Origin of the sequence: Nostoc sp. UHCC 0251, assembly GCF_034932245.1 — a bacterium.
GTDB lineage: Bacteria > Cyanobacteriota > Cyanobacteriia > Cyanobacteriales > Nostocaceae > Nostoc.
In genome coordinates, this window is the sequence record NZ_JAYGHD010000077.1 from 1 (window position 1) to 19,074 (window position 19,074).

Below are 19,074 nucleotides of genomic sequence, written 5' to 3' on the forward strand. Positions count from 1 at the left end.
AAACTGAAAAACTTACTGCAACTTCTCCTCGGCTCCCCTGCTCCCCTGCTCCCCTGCTCCCCTGCTTCCCCTGCTCCCCTGCTCCCCCTGCTTCCCCTGCTCCCCTGCTCCCCCTGCTCCCCCTGCCCCCACTCCCCACTCCCTACTCCCCTTCCCCAATCCAATGAGTGCAGAAATTATTTGTGTTGGTACTGAACTGCTGCTAGGAGATATCCTCAACGGCAACGCTCAATTTTTGGCGCAACAATTAGCGCAGCTAGGAATTCCCCACTACTATCAAACAGTGGTTGGGGATAATCCAGAACGGTTGAAGCAAGTTATAGAAATTGCTATTTCCAGAGCGCAAATTCTCATTTTTACTGGTGGACTCGGCCCAACACCAGATGACCTCACCTGCGAAACGATCGCCGATTTTTTTAAAGTCCCGTTGGTAGAACACCCAAAAATTATCGAAGACATAACCCAGAAATTCGCCCAACGTGGTCGGGTTATGTCACCAAGCAACCGCAAGCAAGCTTTGATTCCCCAAGGTGCAGATATTCTTCCCAACCCCAGCGGAACAGCACCCGGTATTATTTGGCAACCCCGTCCTGAAATCACGATTTTTACCTTTCCCGGTGTTCCCAGTGAAATGCACCTGATGTGGGAAGAAACAGCTGTGCCATTTCTCAAAAATCAAGGTTGGGGTAAAGAAATTATTTACAGCCGGAGTTTAAAGTTTTGGGGTATTGGTGAATCTGCTTTAGCGGAAAAAGTTTCTTCCTATTTGAAGTTGCCAAATCCCACAGTAGCCCCTTATGCAGGTAAGGGGGAAGTAAGATTGCGAGTCTGTGCTAAAGCCACTTCAGAAGTAGCCGCAGAAGACCTAATTGCGCCCATTGAAAAACAACTTAAAGAAATTGCCGGACTAGATTTTTACGGCGTTAATAATGATACTCTTGCTTCCGTGGTTGGCCAGTTATTGCGGGCATCGAAAGAAACGCTTTCGGTGGCAGAATCTTGTACTGGTGGTGGTTTAGGGCAAATGTTGACTGAGATTACTGGGAGTTCTGATTACTTTTGGGGTGGAGTAATTTCTTATGATAATTCCGTGAAGGTTGGGCTGCTGGGGGTTAACCAGGAAGATTTAGATAAATTTGGGGCGGTAAGTGCGATCGTTGCAGAGCAAATGGCTGTTGGGGTAAAAACTCGCCTTGCAACAACTTGGGGATTGAGTATTACTGGTATTGCTGGCCCAACTGGAGGGACAGATACAAAGCCGGTGGGTTTAGTTTACATTGGTTTAGCTGGGCCAAAGGATGAAGTGACAAGTTTTGAGTATCAGTTTGGTACAGTGCGAGGACGCGCTCTAATTCGTCATGTCAGCGCGAATGCAGCGTTAGATAATCTGCGGCGGAAATTGTTGACGAGGTAGGAAAGGGTGCGATGCCTTGATTGAAAAATATGCACTTACTTTGGAGGATGAAGGATGAAGCACTATCACATTAATATCTTCTACAGTGAAGAAGATGATGGCTATATTGCTGATATTCCTGATCTGAAATACTGTTCAGCATTTGGTTTAACTGAAGAAGAAGCACTTCATGAAGTTTTGAAAGCAAAAGAAGCATGGTTAGATGCTGCGAAAAAGGAGGGAAAACTAATTCCTGAGCCATATCGTCCTGCAATTTACCAGGTAGCCTCATGATTATTAGCAAAGAGGCGATCGCACTTTTATGTGGAGATTGCGATCGCCTTCGCCTTGGGTAAAAAATCTTAACACCAATATTCAGGTTATTTGATTGCAGCCCAATCACACTTTAACTTTTTGTTAATAGAATCTATAACCTTAGCTTCTGCTGGTGTAATTACCCCATCTAGATGAGCAACTTTTTGACATTGCGCTAGTAAAGGTACGGCAAAATCGCTATTAATTTGCTCAAGTAAAGTTTCTAAAGATGGTGGAGATTTGATATGAGAAGCAATCGCATCGATTGAGGCAGGGCTAAGATTGGCAGCTTGTAATTCTGGTAAAATATCTTCCCAAGATTTATCTGGATTACCTGCTAAGACAATATGAACCAAAATCTGATCCATAATCTTTTCTTGGGAAATAGCAGCTTCAATAAATTTTTCGCTCTCTACCTGAGCATCTACTAATGTTGCCTCTAAAGTTAATGGATTCTGCTTTGCTTCATAAAACTGACAAGCCGCATAACCTAATGCGTATATCATTACTGCATTTGAACTAGCACCAATGACGGCTCCCGCTACTGGTAGATTTCGTAGTAAACCCAAACCTGCTTTGATTGCTGTTTTTCCACCCAGCCCTAAACCAAAAATTGCTACTGCCTCTCCTCTGCGCTCGGAATCATTTAAATTCATTCCATAGGCAGCAGCAATTTGATAAACTAACTCCACTGATAATGCAGATGTAGCAGCCCAATCCACCATAAACATTGCAGCCGCTTGTCCTGGTGCAAAACTACTAGCAAGCCCTGTTCCTCCTGCTAAAACAGCTTTTTCCAGCATAAGATGATGGGCAATTTGTGCTGGTTCTTCATTTGGATGTTCTTGCTGTAGCTTTCTAACGGCAGCCTCGGCTTTAACTAAATCAACCTGTTGAATTAAAGGATTTAACCAATCTTGATTTAGAGATTTTATTGCTATTTGCAATTGAGGATTATTGCCAACAATTGCTAGTGCCTGTCCTACTATTTGCGTTGCTTGTAAAGCTGCACCCCCAACTGCACCACCAATACCTACAGCCGCCCCTGCAACAGCTTGTCCAACTTGAACAGCAGCACTCCCTACTGCTCCTGCTGTTCCTGACACTGCTCCAAAAAATGATCCTAAAAAAGATGGTTTTTGTAGTGATGATTGACCATCTGTTGTTGTAATGGCATTGGAGGATACAATATCAACTTTTGCTTGAGCTATCGATGAAGGTGTAATTAGCTGTACTTTTAACTCAAACTCTTGTTGCCAATCTGGAAAATCCTCGCCTGTTACTCTACCGTATATTTTGACATTATTAAAAGATTGAATACCTAAATTAATTAATCCATCAGAAATAAGCGGGACTACTAACTGTTGTACTGGAACTTCAAATGATTCCAGCATTATCTGTAGACAGTTTTGTTTGAAACTAGTTTTTGGCGTAATTCTGGGTAAATTTAACCACTGACTTATTAGAGTGTTAATCGCATTTGTATCACCCTGCTTGGCAAGCTCTAGAATGTTTAGCTGTATCATACTTAGTAATAGTGAGAATTTTACTGATAACCTAGTTCAATTATTCCCACTACTAACTCACAAGTAACATGTAATACAGTTACCTTATAATCATCAGCCATGCCATGCCTATCTATCAACACAATCAATCATGGTATAGCTTGCTGTATTCTTCACAGGTTGTTAAAAAAGCACAACTTTAGTTAAAAATTGGGGTTAGGAATACAATTTTTAAGCCAGCGATCGCACTTATTTTACTTACCTTTTAAATAAGTGCGATCGCTGCTTCTATGTTTACTCCAAAATAACTTGTTTGACAGTGATACTTATAGTTTCAAGTAATCTTGATGGTTTCAAGTTCAAAGTCCTAAGAAATTTGGCTTGGGAGTAGGGACACCATTACGACCAACCGCAGGTATTTCCACTAGCTGATCTGTCGCAGTAGGAGTTCCATTAGTATTCCCACTGGAAGTCACTGAACGTTGATTGCCGGGATGTCCATTGGGGATGAACAATTGCGGATGGTCAAAGGGTGCTTGTTCAAGGAGGACCCGCTGATCGGTAAGCCCGTTTTTTAAGAAAGCGACCAAATCAGCTTTTTTAGCATTGCTTAAGTTCAACGGTGGTGCACCAGGGCCGCCGTCGTCACCTCCACCACGATTGTAAAAGTCTACTACTTGCTCCAGGGTTGCCATCCCACCGTTATGCATATATGGAGCTGTCAAGCCGATGTTACGGAGTGCAGGTGCTTTGAACAGTGATTTGGTAGAATTTCCGGCTCCTGGGTCATCTGAGGCAGGTCTGATACCGTAGTTAGGGAAGAAGCCGTTAGTTGGATTATTAATGAGCGGATCAGTTGAATCAGTTGAAGCTACTCCTGCGGTTCTTCTCACCGAAGCGGTGGTGAATTCTGGAATCGTATGGCAGAAGTTACAACTACCGCCACCATTAGCCCCATTATTGACAAATACAGTCAGACCGCTTTTTTCCTGAGCGGTGAGAGCATTGATATTTCCCGCTTGAAATTTATCAAAAGGTGTCTTGTCAGACACAAGAGTAGACATATACTTTTGCACTGCTAACCCAGAGAATAAGGAGAAGTTCCAATCTCTAAGCGAAAACTGATTTGCAGGTAAAGTCTGTCCTTCCTCACTCTCATTTCCATTATCATTTTTGGGGAGGATTGTTGGTGTTCCATTACTGTCAACTTGAATGATTGACTTTGACTTCCACCATTCCTTCTTAAAAGCTTTCCGAATCAGCTGATCATAAGATGCGATTTTCAGACCGGGCCGAGGAAATCGACTGTCAGATCCTAAAACACTGTCTTGCTTATGTACAAGTTGTTTACCTAAGGGTCTGAGGCTTTTGATCTTCTGACCTTTTTTTCTCAGAAACTTAGCGCCGACTTGAGGTAAGGTACGACCATCAGCAGATGTCTCAAATGGACTCAGTAGTGGTCCGGTTACTAGGGAAGCTAAAGAGGAATTGTTGAGCGAAACGGAAACAGCAGTTAGTTGCTTTGGTTTTGTAGCTTTGTAAACTCTAGCACTAAGGTCTGTAGCTCCTTTTGGATTCACTCCATTAAAGGTTTCCTTGGCGCGACCATCCCAAAACTGGAGTTTGTTGAAGATTGCATTAATTACCGTTGGGGTATTACGCGGCGCAACTCGACGTACATTAATTCCATTGACTTGAAAGCCGTCTGGATCTGGCTTAGATGTAGTCGAATCCACTGCTTGACCCGGAACAACTTTATTAAGAACACTATTAAACACACCTTGGGATGAGGCGACATCGTTAGTGTCATAAATAACTCTACTGTTTCGATTATTAGGATCTGCCAGTTTGTGAAATGGAAAATCTGCCGCCGTGAGTTGATAGTTTGCACCACCACCTACTTGGAAAGTTCTATCTTTCAATGATGCCAAAACACCAGGACTGATTTGATTCTTTGATCTGTTATCAGCTCCTGCATGAAAGTGACAACTAGCACAGGACTGAATGCCATCACTACCAAGCTGCATATCCCAGAATAGGGCTTTTCCTAACTTGAGTAGGGCTTTTTGGTCGTCAACAAATTCTCCGAGATTACTTGGTTGAGCCACTGCTGTCAGGAGTGGTGGCTTCCCTGGAGTAGGGTCTCCAGGTGTAACCGGTGGTAAACTGGTTATGTTATTTAAGGGAGCTGGATTCGGTGCTATTTGCGCGGATACGATACCTCCACCAGCGGTTACCAGAGAAACTATGACGAAAATTGCCAGAGGGCGTAAATATCTTGATACTATTCTGGTTTTATACCTTAAATAAATCCAAAAAAGCATCGAAATTAGCACGATTAATATTGCTAATGTGGTATTTGAGCGTATCATAAGACCTCGCGATACGTATAGAAACCATAAAGTTGAGGCTGACTCCGGAAGACTCGGCCATACTTTAGGTAGTATTAACGTACTAATGATGCATTGTAACTATATGCAAAATACCACGCCACAGTAATGTGATTCTCTATGGATTGTGAGAAGATTAGGTAAAGATTATGTAATATTGTAGAGAAATTATTATTTTTAACATCATATAGTCTGAAACGAATGGTGTTAAAAAAGGCTGATTCAGAATGCTTAAACGATATATTTTGTTGGGCAAGCGATGTCTACGACGGCCTGCGCCTACGCAGATTGGAAAAAAGTCGAGCTTGGGGTTTATGGATAAGGTGTTGACCCTGAACCCTTTACCCCATAAAACTTCAGCGTATGATTGCTATTGTCATAAATGCTGCGATGTTCTCCCTGCATAAGTCACACTGGTAATATATGACACACTTAGTTGTCAAACATTAGCAATCCTACGCCTATCCATCAGCACAATTAATCACGGGATCGCTTGCTGTATTCTTCACAGTTTGTTACAAAAGTACAAAGAACTTCTAGAGACTAAAAACCACATGTTCGGCGGACTTACTGGTTTACAAAATCCTAAAGGCACAGATTGGGGAGAGCGGATGCTCAACACGGTCGCCAGCCAAACGATTCGCCACCTGTTTACCCAAAGCGAGTCAGTAGAAGTCTTTGTGCGCTGCTACCCCTCCAGCAAACTGTTGCAAGGCAGCATTGATAGCTTCAAAATGAGCGGTCGTGGCTTGGTGATTCGGAGAGATTTCGCGGTAGAGGAGATGTCTTTTGAAACTGATGCGGTTGCCATTGACTTCGGCTCGGTTTTAAGTGGCAAACTTAGTCTCAAGCAGCCTACTCAAGCGATCGCTCAAGTAATTTTATCAGAAGCAGGCATAAACCAAGCCTTTAATGCGGAACTGGTGAAAAAGCGTTTACTTAACCTCACCGTACCATCACTGACAGAATTATCTGGCGGTGAACCAGTTTCCTTTACGGAAGTTCAGGTAAAGCTATTGCCAGAAAATCGCTTACAGCTTGCAGCAAAAGCAGATTTAAATAATGGCGAACTTGTACCCCTGAGCATGATCCTAGCTATAGGCATTGAAAGGCGGCGGCGAGTTTCTTTCAAAGATCCAAAAATTCAACTTGATCAAGTGCCAGAAGCACAACGGGAAATCTCGCAAACCTTGAGCGTGGCGCTGGTAGAAATTTTAGATAATATGGTCGATTTGGATCGTTTTGACCTCGATGGAGTGAAAATGCGGCTTAATCGATTAGAAACTGAAGGTCAAAAACTTATTTTCAGTGGATATGCTGAAATTGAGCGTATTCCAAATAGCGCTTGAGAATAAATTATCACGTAAAAATACAAAGTAACATCAGCTTCCAACGAACGCCATTCGTTATGCCTTAAGAGAAACAATCTAGTTAGGAGTTCGACGAATCATATAGTGTCCATCTAAATTAGCCCTAAAAAAAGACTACTAAGAGGTTTTACTAGGCAAAATCACCCCTCTTGCCCATTGGAGAGGAATAGACTTGAACTTTAGTTCAAAGCTGGGAGAAGTTTATCGAATTCACGCTAAAGTTTTTCTGAGCAGCTTTGCGTGAAGTTTTAAACAAATTAAATACCGCCTAGATTCACTCTAGGCGGTAGTTTAAATCTTTATTTTGAAGGGAGTTAGAAATTATTCCTAACTCCTAACTCTCTATCTTCCCACTCCTACATATTGGAAGCCAGCCCGTATCATTGCTTCGGGGTCGAGGAAGTTACGACCGTCGATGATAACGGGGTGATACATCAATTTTGCCATTTTCGCATAGTCGAGAGTGCTGAACTGCTTCCATTCAGTGACGAGCACTAAAGCATCGCAGCCGTCAGCTAGTCTTTCGGCATCAGTTTCTACTAGCACGCCAGAAAGCCCATGACGCATACCTGTTTGGGAAATAATTGGGTCGTAGGCTTTGACTTTGGCTCCTAGTCGGTTTAGCTGCTCAATTAGGATGAGTGCTGGGGCGTCGCGCAAGTCGTCGGTATCGGGCTTGAAGGTGAGTCCGAGTAGTCCAATTGTTTTGCCTTTGAGAATTTTCAGAACTTGCTGGAGTTTTTCTAAAGCAATCAACCGCTGACGTTCGTTGACACTGACAGCAGCTTTCATTAGCTGGGCTTCATAACCATAGTCATCAGCAGTGTGAATCAGAGCGGAGACATCTTTGGGAAAACAAGAACCACCCCAACCAATACCAGCTTGTAAAAACTTGTTACCAATGCGGGAGTCTAGACCAATACCTTTAGCTACTTGGGTAACATCAGCACCGACGCGATCGCAAATATTAGCAACTTCGTTGATAAAACTAATCTTAGTGGCTAAAAAGGCATTAGCGGCGTATTTAATCATCTCCGCTGAACTTAGGTCTGTTGCCAGAATTGGCACAGGAGGTAAAGATTGATCTTCTGCGTACTTGCGTTCCACAATTGGGGCATAAAGTTGTCGCATTAAGGCTACAGCTCTTTGACTATTGCCTCCTAGTACAATGCGATCGGGGTTGAAGGTGTCGTAAACTGCCGAACCTTCGCGCAAAAACTCTGGATTGCTTACTACATCAAACTCGGCTACAACCTCAGGTAATTTATCATCACTCGGCACCCCACCTGCGGGTACTAATGTTTTCTGCCGTTCAGCAACACCATCTAGAACAAGCATCCGCACCCAGTCACCTGAGCCAATAGGTACTGTAGATTTATTTACGATGACTTTATAACCACCGTTGAGATTTTCTCCAATCCCACGGGCTACAGCTTCAACATAACGAGTATCACTTTCACCAGTCGGTAAAGGTGGTGTTCCTACAGCAATAAACAGAACTTCTCCGTGGGCAACTCCAGCAGCGAGATCGCTAGTAAAATGAATTTTCTCTGTTTGAATGGCAGACTGGATAATGTCTGAAAGTCCCGGCTCAAAAATTGGAGATTGCCCAGACTTCATCAACTTAACTTTTTCTTCGTTGTTGTCTACGCAAATTACATCATGTCCAATATAAGCCAAGCAGGCACCTGTAACTAAACCAACGTAACCAGTACCAATCACGCAAACACGCATTTTTTAACTCCTCACTTTTTTGGGGTTAGTTTTCAAAAAGAAGTATCAATATGACACTTAAACACTGGCAGTAAACTCAGCCACTAAGCACGCTAGGCGTAACTCAGGTTGTTGAATTATTGACATCGCTTTGAATGCGATCGCGAAAATCTTCTATTGTTAGTTTTAACCCCTCTTGCAGAGGAATAGTCGGTTCCCAATTTAACCAAGTTTTTGCCTTTGTAATATCAGGCTGGCGACGGCGGGGATCGTCCGAAGGTAGTGCCTCGAATTTAATCTGCGCGTCCGGGTTAATCATATTTTGTACAGCTTGTGCCAATTGTAAAATCGTATATTCGCCAGGATTACCCAGGTTCATTGGACCAATGTAGTCGCTATTCATCAGGCGGATGAATCCTTCCACTAAATCGGAAACGTAGCAGAAACTACGAGTTTGCGAACCATCACCGTATACGGTTAAAGGATTACCCCGCAAGGCTTGAACGATAAAGTTGCTCACTACCCGGCCATCGTTTTCTAACATTCTCGGCCCGTAGGTGTTAAATATCCGAACAACTCGAATATCAACTTTATTTTGCCTATAGTAATCAAATGCTAGAGTCTCAGCAATTCTTTTACCTTCGTCGTAGCATGAACGTATCCCAATGGGATTGACGCTACCCCGATACTCTTCAGTTTGGGGATGAACTTCTGGATCACCATAGACTTCACTTGTTGAAGCCAAGAAAAACCTAGCTTTCACACGTTTAGCCAGCCCCAACATATTGAGTGTTCCCATCACGTTAGTTTTAACGGTTTTAACTGGGTTGTACTGGTAATGTACTGGTGAAGCAGGACAAGCTAGATGATAAATTTGATCCACTTCTAACCGGATTGGTTCGGTAATATCGTGGCGGATCAGTTCAAAGTACGGATGGCCTAACCATTTAAGGATGTTCCGTTTGTGACCAGTGTAAAAATTATCCAAGCATATTAATTCATGCCCATCAGTCATTAGTCGGTCGATGAGATGGGAACCAATAAACCCAGCACCGCCCGTCACCAAAATTCTCATAGTTTCCCAGTTACTTGCAAATATTTTCAGTAGCTATTGCACTTACTTTTAGATTACCCAGCTTGGGGGCAAAAATACAAAATGAAAAAGAACAAAGTCAAATCAAAAAGTGTTGTTGAATTTACGTATTTTTCTATGGTTCTAGTCTTATTAAATTTTTACTTGCTTACTTAATAATAATTAAACTATTAAAATTACAAAAATTGTCAGTATTCCACCTAAAGTTCATCAAATCTTCAACAATATAAAGTGTTTTTACGGTTACTAGAATTTTTATTTGAATGCAGAAATAGGTAGGCCTTTTTGCATTTCAAGGTCTTACCATTATGCATATTTTTGCAATAGTCAAATTGTCGAATTTACCAACATCTCACCCTGTATCTAAGTGCAGAGACTCATATTATTTCAATAAATTCCTGCTATGAATATATACGTTTATAGGGGCGTACATCTGTACATACCTGTCAACAAAAGCAAGAGAAATAGCTTAACTATTTGCTGACTCACCCGCCTTGAACTTTAGTTCCAGGCTACAAGCCTTAGTCTACTTCAATAGACTAAAGATTTTTGGGCGTTGTTGATTCCATGTATGAGAATGATTTTGCATAATACCAAAATCCTTGTAGAGACGTAGCACTGCTACGTCTCTACATCCAGATTCATACTTTAATTCAGCAACGCTGATTTTTGAGTATATCTTAGTCATATCTTGATAACTTTTTCTATTAGCAAGGAATTGAAGTTCCTTGCAGGACATGACTTTTATGTTAAGTTGACACCAATGACATCTGTATTCCTCTATAGGTGATTCATTTGTTGCAAAGATTTTTGTCAATGCGATGCCTCCAGCAGACTACACCAATGCAGCCTAAGTCCACGTGAGTAGACTGAACTATGCTTCATATCATACAGGAGATGTAATGCTAGTAACAGTGTTAGACATAACTACATTTGTAGTTTGAGTGCGTTGCGGTTCTCCAAGCATGACAATGGAGCAGGTGAGTTGCCTAGCTAACTGAGTTGTGACATCACTAATGGCTAACCCTCCAGGGCTGGTACGATTGCGTATACAAGGTAAAACGACTAGATCATATAATCGTGCTGCCTGCAAAATTGCTTGGGCAACATTCTCATGAGCGATAATTTGAATTTCTGGGGCATTGGCCAAAGCTAAATTAGATATCAGTAGTGAGAGATGCGATCGCCTCCAAGCAATTTTGCTGGAACTAGTGCGGCGATCGCACACATTCAGCACAGTGATATGACTCTGATTTGCCTCTGCCAGCATCTGAGCAAATTGTACAGGCTGTAATGTAGGTGATGTTAAATTTTCTACTGGTACTAAGATGCGCTGAATTTTTTTCGGTGATTCTACTAGACGTGTCACCGCTACTGGACAATGGGATGCCCAAAGCACACCATCAATCACATTTCCAAATATACGCGCTCGTAACCCAGTCCGTTTACCCCAACCCATAACAATTAAATTAGCCTTTTGTTCACGAGCGGCTCTGCTAATTCCTTGAGCAAAAGCATCATCAATCCGCAGCATTGGTTCTGCGGTTACGCCCAATGCTCGACTGTGTACCGTGGCTTTGGTTAATAACCGCTCACTTCTTTCTATAGACGCTTCTAACTGCGGTGCATCCATGTGAGCAGCAGCAGTAGCGATCGCCAGGGGTATAATTTTACTTTTAGACTGACGCGCTAACAACGCCGCCATTTCAATCAAATACTGCTCAGTATGAGGATTATAGACAGGTACGACTATAGTAAAAGCACTATCTTTCTCTGGTGCGTTTTGGTCAGGTAGGGGTGGCGCTGGATCTTCGGCTGGTGAGGAATTCAAACCAACAGCTATTCTACTAGTCATCAACGGCCCCAAGGTTGAAGTGACAACCATTAAGACAATGATGCTGTGTAATACTTCTAGCGGCAGCAACCCAGCCCGATATCCCACTAACGTTGCTGCTAACGTTGTACCAACCTGGGGAAGTGATAGCGACCACATGGTTAGCATTTCTTGCCAGTTGTAGCGGTAAACCAGTTTTGTAAACAAAGCTGCAATCAATTTACTGCCAATTAAACCGATTATCATCAACAGCGTTAACTTGAGCGTGTCCAGGTTATTTACAAAGGCGGGTAGATCGATCAGTAAGCCAAGGTCAACAAAGAAAATAGGAATAAATAGCACACTGCCAATAAATACCACCTTTTCTTTGACTGGGCCTTCACCTACAGCTTCATTCACCGCCAAACCCGCTAAAAAAGCACCAACAATTCTTTCTATCCCAATCAATTGAGCGCCCACAGCCGCCAAAAACACAGAAAGCAACACAAACAAAAACTTGTTTCCTTCGTCGTCTCCAGACCGCTTGAAAAATTCTTTGCCTGCCCAGTCAAAACCTGTGACAACGGCAACAGAGTAAATTATTACCCAACCCGACAAGGTAAGAAGTTTAGCAAAGCTGAATACTCCAGCATCAGCAACAGCTACACAAATGGCTAATATAAGTACCACACCAATGTCTGTAAAAATCTTAGCTCCAATGGTGACGGTAACAGCTTTATTGTTGACCACTCCCAAACGACTGATTACGGGATATGCCAAAAGGGTATAGGAAGCGAATAAAGAGCCAATTAAGATTGAAGTATTGCAGCTATAACCTAAAATCAGCCCTACTAAGGTTCCCATCACCAGGGGTAGAGTGAAAGTCAAACTAGCAAACCCAAAGGCGCGACTTTTTTGCTGGCGAAACTGTTTTAGATCAACTTCTAGCCCTACGACAAACAGCAAGTAAATTAACCCAATGTCTGAGAGCAGGTTAATCATCGGCGAGTCAGACTGAAATAAATGCCAGCCTGAAGGCCCAAGTACTAGCCCTGAAAAAACCAAACCCACTAATCCTGGTAATCTTAGCCGCTCAAACATAATAGGTATAACTAAGATGACCACCAGCAAAATAGCAAAGGGAACAATTGGTTCTTTGCCAAGAACTTGGGAAGTTGGTTCCAGAACAAGAACTTGTGATAGGAGTTCCATAGGTAGGAATTGAAGGGGCTATGGTAAAACTGCGATTACCTTGCGGGCGATCGCTTAATCGATATAAATAAATGGAGAAGCCACCTGACGAGAAACCAAAAATCTTAACTTACATTAACTAGGCAATTGTCTAAGAACTAACTACCTACGGATGGATTTGACTCAAAATGAACCGCAAGCGATCGTAGTCGTCTTTAAGTAGCACGCTCAGGCTACGTCCAGCTTTAATTAGCCATTCTCGATCAGCTTTGCGTAACTGATATACATCTCGAATCGCCGCTGCGGTCAAAGACTCTACTGGCGCACCGTTAATACAAAGGAGTGTCCGCAAAAAATCTAGTTCTTCAGTAAATTTAATGATAGCCTCTGGTTCACATCGATAAACAGCTTGATGAATTTGCGGGGGACGGGGTGGTAAATACTGATATACTCTTTCGTTATAACTTTGATTTTGCGAAGATAGTTCAAATCCCACGATCGCAGCTCGAAATTCTGTTCTGAGCATGGCAAATATCTGGGGTTGTTCTTCACGTAAGTCTTGCAATGACAATCCCAAAGCTCTGGCCCTGTGTACGGAATCTATCGGCATAGTTGTGGCATAATACACCACAGCATAAACTTGATTTCCCGATTCTTCATCTACAGAACAGACCCAACTACCAAAGGGTGGCATAGAAGGAAAGCTCAAATCTTCTGGTTCCAAACACTGAGCTAAAAACTCAGTGCTGGTAGTTTCTATCACCTCCGCAATGTGGTTGGGATGGCGATCGCCAGTAGCAAACTGTGGTAGGGGGAGGCGCATAGTAATTTAGTCATTGGTCATTGGTCATTAGTCATTAGTTTTTGCCAAATGACAACGGACTAATGACTAATGACTAATTTATTTGGCTTTTTTACGTCCGGCAGTGGTTTCTACGAGTTCCAATTCGCTCAGGCGGAAGGTAACTAATTTATCCCAGTTACCACCTTCAAATAATACGGCTACTTTGCCATCACTTACCCTTTGCACGAGTCCTTCGTAGCGATAATAGGTATCTGCGGGATTCTTGACGCGAACAGTTGCTCCAGGCAGAATCATGTTTTTAGCCTCGCTTGTTTCCTTTTAATAGCTTAATACTTGTCATTAGTCATTTGTCCTTGATTCTTGCAAATGACTAATGACCCTTACGGGTTCGCCAGTCACTCATGGGGGAAACCCCCAAGACCGCGCTGGCTCACCAATGACTAATGACGAATCAATAATACTTCTGCCTTTGTCGAAAATTTGCTACTGATTCTACTATTCCCAAAGCAATGAAGTTGGTCAGCATAGCAGAACGCCCGTAACTCATCCAAGGTAGGGGAATTCCTGCCACAGGTGCTAAACCAACTGTCATACCAACGTTCACAATCAACTGAAACACAATCATGGACAAAACGCCAATCGCCAACAAGGAACCAAAGTTATCTTTAGCGTTTTGAGCAACATGCAGTAGACGGAAGCAAATTAAGCAGAAGGCAAACAGCACTACCAAACAACCAACAAAACCGAATTCTTCGCCCACTGCGGAGAAAATAAAGTCTGTATGCTGTTCAGGTACGAAATTCAGTTGCGTCATTGGTCCCTTGAACAAGCCCCATCCCCAAATTTCACCAGCACCAATAGCAATGCGAGATTGGATTAAGTGATATCCAGCACCGAGTGGATCGTGGTCGGGGTTCATGAATACAGTTAACCGATCTTTTTGGTACTCTTTCAAAATATGGTTCCAACCGAAGACTCCTAATTCACCACCCAGTATATTGAGAGTCCAAGCACCGATAGTACCTAAACCAAATCGACGCCAGGGAAGAGTTTGCCAGCCCACAATAGCCATCGCAAATGACCAAGCTATTCCTAATGGGCCAAAAGATAGTTCTTTGAATAAAACTATCGGCTCTGATAAAGGCCAAGATATACTAAACAAAATGGCGGCAACCACAGGAGAAATCATCAGAATTAACCAGCCTGGGTTAGCATTTGCCCAGTAAAGCATTCCTAAGACGATCGCACCAAATACCATTGATGTTGCTAAATCTGGCTGTAAAAATATTAGTCCCCAAGGTATAGCGGTGATTGCCAAAATGCGGAAAACACCCTCTAGGGTAGAAGCTGTACGCCTATGTAGCAAAGCTGCTAAGGTGATGATCATGCCGACTTTGGCAAATTCTGAGGGTTGGACATTGAAACCAGCAATAGGAATCCACCGCTGTGCCCCTTTGGCGCTACTACCAGCAATCATCACTATGATTAAGCTGAAGTTCGTTATTGCATAAGTTACCCAGTGCCACTGCATCAAGATTTCATAACGGATACGAGATAAAAACAGAGCGATAAGCACGCCGATACCCGCTACCATCCAGTGCCACCACCAGTCAGTTACTGGCTGCTTCAGTTCCGTACTGAGGATCATGATGCCACCAAAGATGCTGACAGCAATTGGCAAACAAAATAGTAGCCAATCTACATGCTGCCAGGGCTTAACCCAAGACTTCCAGCGAATTTTGGGGAGTGATCGTTTTAACAACATTGTGCCAGTTTAGACTTTAGCTTTAATTATTGGGGATTGGGGATTGGGGATTGGGGATTGGGCACTTGTACTGAGCGTAGTCGAAGTATTGGGAATTGGGCATTGGGCATTGGGCATTGGGCATGGTTATTCTCTTTGTCCCCCTGCTTCCCCTGCTTCCCCTGCTTCCCCTGCCTCCCCTGCTCCCCCTGCTCCCCCATCTCCCTTGTCCCCAATCCCCAGTCCCTAGTATTCCCAAGCTATAGCCCAGGAAGAAGATTGTAACTAAAATTAATTATGTTAAAGCAGCAACTGATACTTTACCAGCAATGGTAAGAGCGATCGCTGTTAATGCTTTTGCTGAAGCTGAATCTGGATCACCAACAACTATCGGCACACCACTGTCACCACCAACTCGTGTGGAAATCTCTAACGGCACGCATCCCAATAATGGCACTCCCAATTCAGTAGCTGTTTTAGAGCCACCACCGGAACCAAAGATGTCATACTGCTTATCTGGTTGATCGGGGGGGATAAAATAGCTCATATTTTCCACAATCCCCAATACCGGGACATTCATCTGCTGGAACATCCGCAATCCTTTGCGAGAATCTAACAGGGCTACGTTTTGCGGCGTGGTGACAATTACTGCCCCTGCCATCGGCACTGCTTGGGTTAAAGTTAACTGAGCGTCTCCGGTTCCCGGTGGCATATCTACAATCAAATAATCCAGTTCTCCCCATTGCACTTGATAAAGAAACTGGCGAATTACACCATTGAGCATTGGTCCCCGCCAAATTACTGGCTGATCTCGGTCAATCAAAAAGCCCATTGAAACCAATTTGACGCCGTGATTAAAAGCAGGTTCTAGGATGTCACCTGTTTCGGTGGAACGCACTACAATTTGGGCATCAGCCAGACCCAGCATGGTGGGGTCATTGGGGCCGTAAATATCAGCATCTAGCAAGCCGACTTTTGCGCCAGTTTGAGCTAGAGCCACTGCTACATTCACTGCCACCGTGCTTTTACCAACGCCACCTTTGCCACTGGAAACAGCAATAATATTTTTCACCCCAGAAATACCAGTACGGTCAGGTAAACTTTTTTGTTGCGGTGTTTCTGCTGTCACTTCTATGCTGACATCTGTAACGCCTGGTAACTTTTTAACAGCTTTCTGACAGTCTTCAACAATAAATTCACGTAAAGGACAGGCGGGAGTAGTTAACACCAATGTAAAACTAACCTTGCCACCGTCAATTTTCACGTTACGAATCATATTCAGTTCCACCAGACTTTTGCGGAGTTCTGGGTCTTCCACTGGTCGCAACACTTCTAAGACAGAGCGAGAATCGAGGACATCGTACATAAAAATTCAAAATTCAAAATGAATAAATACAGTTGGGGAGAACATCTTAGCTATTAACTGGATGCTTTCTTAAGCAAGTTCAGCTTAGTGTTTTCACTGTTACTGCCGTAATAAAACTTAGTAAATGGCATTATTACCTAATAGAATCTTAACTTTCTTTGGGCATAGCAAAGAAGCAGAGGGGCAGCTCTTGCTGGGAGCAGGGGAGGCAGGGGAGGCAGGGGGAGCAGAGGGACAAGGAGAATAACCATGCCCAATGCCCAATGCCCCTGCCCAATCCCCTTTACCTAAAAATCAAAACAACTGTCATTAAGAGATTTTTTCTTACCAGATACCGTTGGTAATGCTGTCTTTTCTACTGCCTCTACTAAAGACCGTGCTACGCGATCTGCATAAGGACGGGATAATGACCAAATCAAGGGCGATAACCAACCCCGTAACGTTACAGAATAAGACAGACAAGTACCACAAACCGTTGACTCTACTTGATAAGTCACCCGTTCCTCTATGCCAGGAATCGCCAACACTCGGATACTCAGCATCTCTCCATGATTGACCCGTTCCACAAAAATACGGATAGGAATCGGCGAAAAGCGTGTTACAGCATGAAAAATTAATCCTGGTTTGGGTACTAATCCGTAGGGCACGTTAGTACTCTTAAGTAGTGGATGCCAGGAAACATCCGTTAAGTCAGCGACTTTTTGCCACAGCTCATCTACAGAAGCAGAACTAATCTCTCGATATGTCCGCACCAGAGAAGCGCAAAACCGACGACGTTTACGGTGGATGAATTTGGATAACCAATCTTGCATTCTCCTAATCCTCCTCCTCGCTAGACACTTTCTGGTAACTCTGGTATTGTGGGCAACTACGCTCAGATCCTAAATTAAAACTTTCTCAAAAATGCCCTAAACATATCAAGCCTTGATTCGGCATAATATGGCAAAGAAGTTTTGAGCAGGACAGCCAAACCCTTGATAATTCAAGGTTACGACTAAAATCTAGTATTTATACCAGAATATTTCAATTAAGAATTTCAAAAAAAACTCAGTCAATATACAAGCCTATACGCATTTGAGGGAAAATAACTCTAGTGATGCCCATCAATCGCATAAATGCTTAACCAGTAAGAAAAAGCGGGTTGGGCAAATAAAGCTTGATTGTTGGCACGTGTTTCCCCCAAATTTTAAGATAAGAAATTTGTGGCTTTCTGGAAATTGTAATTTAGGTTCGGGAATCTATGTTGACCAACTCGCAAACACCAACTGTATCAGCAGAATCATCGAAGTCTTTGCCAGGGACTGACGCTCAGACTAGAGTCAGTCAGTTTATGAAACAGCTGCAAGACGAAATTACCGAATCATTGGCAAAACTAGATGGTGTGGGTAAGTTTCATGAAGATAGTTGGGAACGCCCAGAAGGGGGTGGAGGGCGATCGCGTGTGCTACGAGAAGGTGCAATATTTGAACAAGCAGGTGTAAATTTTTCTGAAGTTTGGGGTTCCCATTTGCCGGCCTCAATTTTAGCCCAACGCCCAGAAGCAGCAGGGCATGGCTTTTATGCCACGGGCACTTCAATGGTATTACATCCTCACAATCCTTACGTGCCCACAGTTCATCTAAATTATCGCTACTTTGAAGCGGGGCCAGTGTGGTGGTTTGGTGGTGGTCTTGACTTGACACCTTATTACCCCTTTGCCGAAGATGCAGCACATTTACACAAAACATTAAAACAGGCTTGCGACCAACACCACCCAGAGTATTACCCAGTGTTTAAGCGGTGGTGTGACGAATATTTTTACCTCAAGCATCGTGATGAGACACGGGGTGTAGGTGGTCTGTTTTTTGATTACCAAGATGGTCAGGGTGGTTTATATCGCGGCCCAAATCCCAATGGAGAAGCGGCTACTTATAGCAACCAGGTGGGAACACCAGAAACCCGCAATTGGGAAGATTTGTTTGCCTTTGTGCAAGATTGTGGCAGAGCATTTTTACCAGCCTACGTACCAATTGTAGAACGGCGAAATGGGATGGAGTATGGCGATCGCCAACGGAATTTTCAACTCTACCGCCGGGGACGGTATGTAGAATTTAACTTGGTTTATGACCGAGGCACTATTTTTGGTCTGCAAACCAACGGACGCACTGAATCAATTCTTATGTCCTTACCACCCTTAGTGCGTTGGGAATACGGCTATCAACCGGAACCCAATTCCCCAGAAGCCGAGTTGTATGAAACCTTTCTTAAGCCTCAAGATTGGGTCAACTGGACACCAGCTCAATAGGAACTGGGGATTGGGGATTGGGGATTGGGGATTGGGGATTGGGCATTGGGCATTGGGAAAAGACAAGGAAGAAACTTGTTCAATAATTCTCC

The 19,074-nt window shown here is 43.3% G+C and carries 16 protein-coding genes; 5 read left to right on the top strand and 11 right to left on the bottom strand.

All coding sequences use genetic code 11. The annotated features are described in order from the left end of the window. Positions 1 to 163 precede the first annotated feature (163 nt). Both VB740_RS11515 and VB740_RS11520 read left to right on the top strand, forming a co-directional pair. The gene (locus VB740_RS11515) at positions 164 to 1,414 is read left to right on the top strand and encodes a competence/damage-inducible protein A (RefSeq protein ID WP_323200137.1); all 1,251 of its coding nucleotides are present in this window, start codon (positions 164 to 166) and stop codon (positions 1,412 to 1,414) included. A 54-nt stretch (positions 1,415 to 1,468) separates the two neighbouring features. Further along, the gene (locus tag VB740_RS11520) at positions 1,469 to 1,687 is read left to right on the top strand and encodes a type II toxin-antitoxin system HicB family antitoxin (RefSeq protein WP_323200138.1); all 219 of its coding nucleotides are present in this window, start codon (positions 1,469 to 1,471) and stop codon (positions 1,685 to 1,687) included. Positions 1,688 to 1,773: 86 nt separating this feature from the next. Here the strand turns inward: VB740_RS11520 and VB740_RS11525 are convergent, their stop codons facing one another. Then, positions 1,774 to 3,234 (bottom strand): hypothetical protein, encoded by a 1,461-nt coding sequence (locus VB740_RS11525; RefSeq protein ID WP_323200139.1) that lies wholly within the window; start codon positions 3,232 to 3,234, stop codon positions 1,774 to 1,776. Between the two features lie 338 nt (positions 3,235 to 3,572). Continuing rightward, on the bottom strand, positions 3,573 to 5,585 hold the full coding sequence (locus VB740_RS11530; protein ID WP_323200140.1) for a cytochrome-c peroxidase: 2,013 nt from the start codon (positions 5,583 to 5,585) through the stop codon (positions 3,573 to 3,575). A 572-nt stretch (positions 5,586 to 6,157) separates the two neighbouring features. Between VB740_RS11530 and VB740_RS11535 the strand changes: the two genes are divergently transcribed. Next, a complete protein-coding gene (locus VB740_RS11535; RefSeq protein WP_323200151.1) occupies positions 6,158 to 6,952 on the top strand; it encodes a DUF2993 domain-containing protein in 795 nt (264 codons plus the stop codon). Between the two features lie 363 nt (positions 6,953 to 7,315). Here the strand turns inward: VB740_RS11535 and VB740_RS11540 are convergent, their stop codons facing one another. The 8 genes from VB740_RS11540 to VB740_RS11575 all read right to left on the bottom strand — a co-directional run bounded on the left by VB740_RS11540 (position 7,316) and on the right by VB740_RS11575 (position 16,698). Then, positions 7,316 to 8,707 carry a UDP-glucose/GDP-mannose dehydrogenase family protein gene (locus VB740_RS11540; protein ID WP_323200141.1) on the bottom strand — a complete coding sequence of 464 codons (1,392 nt, stop codon included), beginning with the start codon at positions 8,705 to 8,707 and terminating at the stop codon, positions 7,316 to 7,318. A gap of 103 nt (positions 8,708 to 8,810) precedes the next feature. After that, positions 8,811 to 9,761, bottom strand: a complete 951-nt coding sequence (locus VB740_RS11545) for a UDP-glucuronic acid decarboxylase family protein (protein WP_323200142.1) — start codon at positions 9,759 to 9,761, stop codon at positions 8,811 to 8,813. Positions 9,762 to 10,305: 544 nt separating this feature from the next. Then, positions 10,306 to 10,467: a hypothetical protein gene (locus VB740_RS11550; protein ID WP_323200143.1), complete on the bottom strand. Its 162-nt coding sequence runs from the start codon at positions 10,465 to 10,467 to the stop codon at positions 10,306 to 10,308. 198 nt (positions 10,468 to 10,665) lie between these two features. After that, complete coding sequence (locus VB740_RS11555; protein ID WP_323200144.1) at positions 10,666 to 12,804, bottom strand: cation:proton antiporter; 2,139 nt, start codon at positions 12,802 to 12,804, stop codon at positions 10,666 to 10,668. 145 nt (positions 12,805 to 12,949) lie between these two features. Then, positions 12,950 to 13,606: an HAS-barrel domain-containing protein gene (locus tag VB740_RS11560; protein WP_323200145.1), complete on the bottom strand. Its 657-nt coding sequence runs from the start codon at positions 13,604 to 13,606 to the stop codon at positions 12,950 to 12,952. 78 nt (positions 13,607 to 13,684) lie between these two features. Continuing rightward, on the bottom strand, positions 13,685 to 13,882 hold the full coding sequence (locus tag VB740_RS11565) for an NAD(P)H dehydrogenase subunit NdhS (protein WP_094351697.1): 198 nt from the start codon (positions 13,880 to 13,882) through the stop codon (positions 13,685 to 13,687). Between the two features lie 157 nt (positions 13,883 to 14,039). Further along, positions 14,040 to 15,353 carry a rod shape-determining protein RodA gene (gene rodA, locus VB740_RS11570; RefSeq protein ID WP_323200146.1) on the bottom strand — a complete coding sequence of 438 codons (1,314 nt, stop codon included), beginning with the start codon at positions 15,351 to 15,353 and terminating at the stop codon, positions 14,040 to 14,042. 274 nt (positions 15,354 to 15,627) lie between these two features. Further along, positions 15,628 to 16,698: an Mrp/NBP35 family ATP-binding protein gene (locus VB740_RS11575; RefSeq protein WP_323200147.1), complete on the bottom strand. Its 1,071-nt coding sequence runs from the start codon at positions 16,696 to 16,698 to the stop codon at positions 15,628 to 15,630. A gap of 124 nt (positions 16,699 to 16,822) precedes the next feature. On the opposite strand from VB740_RS11575, the gene VB740_RS11580 reads away from it, so the two are divergent. Next, the gene (locus VB740_RS11580) at positions 16,823 to 16,945 is read left to right on the top strand and encodes a hypothetical protein (RefSeq protein ID WP_323200148.1); all 123 of its coding nucleotides are present in this window, start codon (positions 16,823 to 16,825) and stop codon (positions 16,943 to 16,945) included. Between the two features lie 40 nt (positions 16,946 to 16,985). Here the strand turns inward: VB740_RS11580 and VB740_RS11585 are convergent, their stop codons facing one another. Next, entirely contained in the window at positions 16,986 to 17,510 is a 525-nt protein-coding gene (locus tag VB740_RS11585) for an SRPBCC family protein (protein ID WP_323200149.1), read from the bottom strand. Between the two features lie 428 nt (positions 17,511 to 17,938). On the opposite strand from VB740_RS11585, the gene hemF reads away from it, so the two are divergent. Further along, on the top strand, positions 17,939 to 18,982 hold the full coding sequence (gene hemF, locus VB740_RS11590) for an oxygen-dependent coproporphyrinogen oxidase (protein WP_323200150.1): 1,044 nt from the start codon (positions 17,939 to 17,941) through the stop codon (positions 18,980 to 18,982). The last annotated feature ends 92 nt before the right edge of the window (positions 18,983 to 19,074 follow it).

Coding starts and splice junctions, on each gene's coding strand:
- VB740_RS11515 (WP_323200137.1), top strand. CDS start 164: ATGAGTGCAGAAATTATTTGTGTTGGTACTGAACTGCTGCTAGGAGAT.
- VB740_RS11520 (WP_323200138.1), top strand. CDS start 1,469: ATGAAGCACTATCACATTAATATCTTCTACAGTGAAGAAGATGATGGC.
- VB740_RS11525 (WP_323200139.1), bottom strand. CDS start 3,234: ATGATACAGCTAAACATTCTAGAGCTTGCCAAGCAGGGTGATACAAAT.
- VB740_RS11530 (WP_323200140.1), bottom strand. CDS start 5,585: ATGATACGCTCAAATACCACATTAGCAATATTAATCGTGCTAATTTCG.
- VB740_RS11535 (WP_323200151.1), top strand. CDS start 6,158: ATGTTCGGCGGACTTACTGGTTTACAAAATCCTAAAGGCACAGATTGG.
- VB740_RS11540 (WP_323200141.1), bottom strand. CDS start 8,707: ATGCGTGTTTGCGTGATTGGTACTGGTTACGTTGGTTTAGTTACAGGT.
- VB740_RS11545 (WP_323200142.1), bottom strand. CDS start 9,761: ATGAGAATTTTGGTGACGGGCGGTGCTGGGTTTATTGGTTCCCATCTC.
- VB740_RS11550 (WP_323200143.1), bottom strand. CDS start 10,467: ATGACTAAGATATACTCAAAAATCAGCGTTGCTGAATTAAAGTATGAA.
- VB740_RS11555 (WP_323200144.1), bottom strand. CDS start 12,804: ATGGAACTCCTATCACAAGTTCTTGTTCTGGAACCAACTTCCCAAGTT.
- VB740_RS11560 (WP_323200145.1), bottom strand. CDS start 13,606: ATGCGCCTCCCCCTACCACAGTTTGCTACTGGCGATCGCCATCCCAAC.
- VB740_RS11565 (WP_094351697.1), bottom strand. CDS start 13,882: ATGATTCTGCCTGGAGCAACTGTTCGCGTCAAGAATCCCGCAGATACC.
- rodA (WP_323200146.1), bottom strand. CDS start 15,353: ATGTTGTTAAAACGATCACTCCCCAAAATTCGCTGGAAGTCTTGGGTT.
- VB740_RS11575 (WP_323200147.1), bottom strand. CDS start 16,698: ATGTACGATGTCCTCGATTCTCGCTCTGTCTTAGAAGTGTTGCGACCA.
- VB740_RS11580 (WP_323200148.1), top strand. CDS start 16,823: ATGGCATTATTACCTAATAGAATCTTAACTTTCTTTGGGCATAGCAAA.
- VB740_RS11585 (WP_323200149.1), bottom strand. CDS start 17,510: ATGCAAGATTGGTTATCCAAATTCATCCACCGTAAACGTCGTCGGTTT.
- hemF (WP_323200150.1), top strand. CDS start 17,939: ATGTTGACCAACTCGCAAACACCAACTGTATCAGCAGAATCATCGAAG.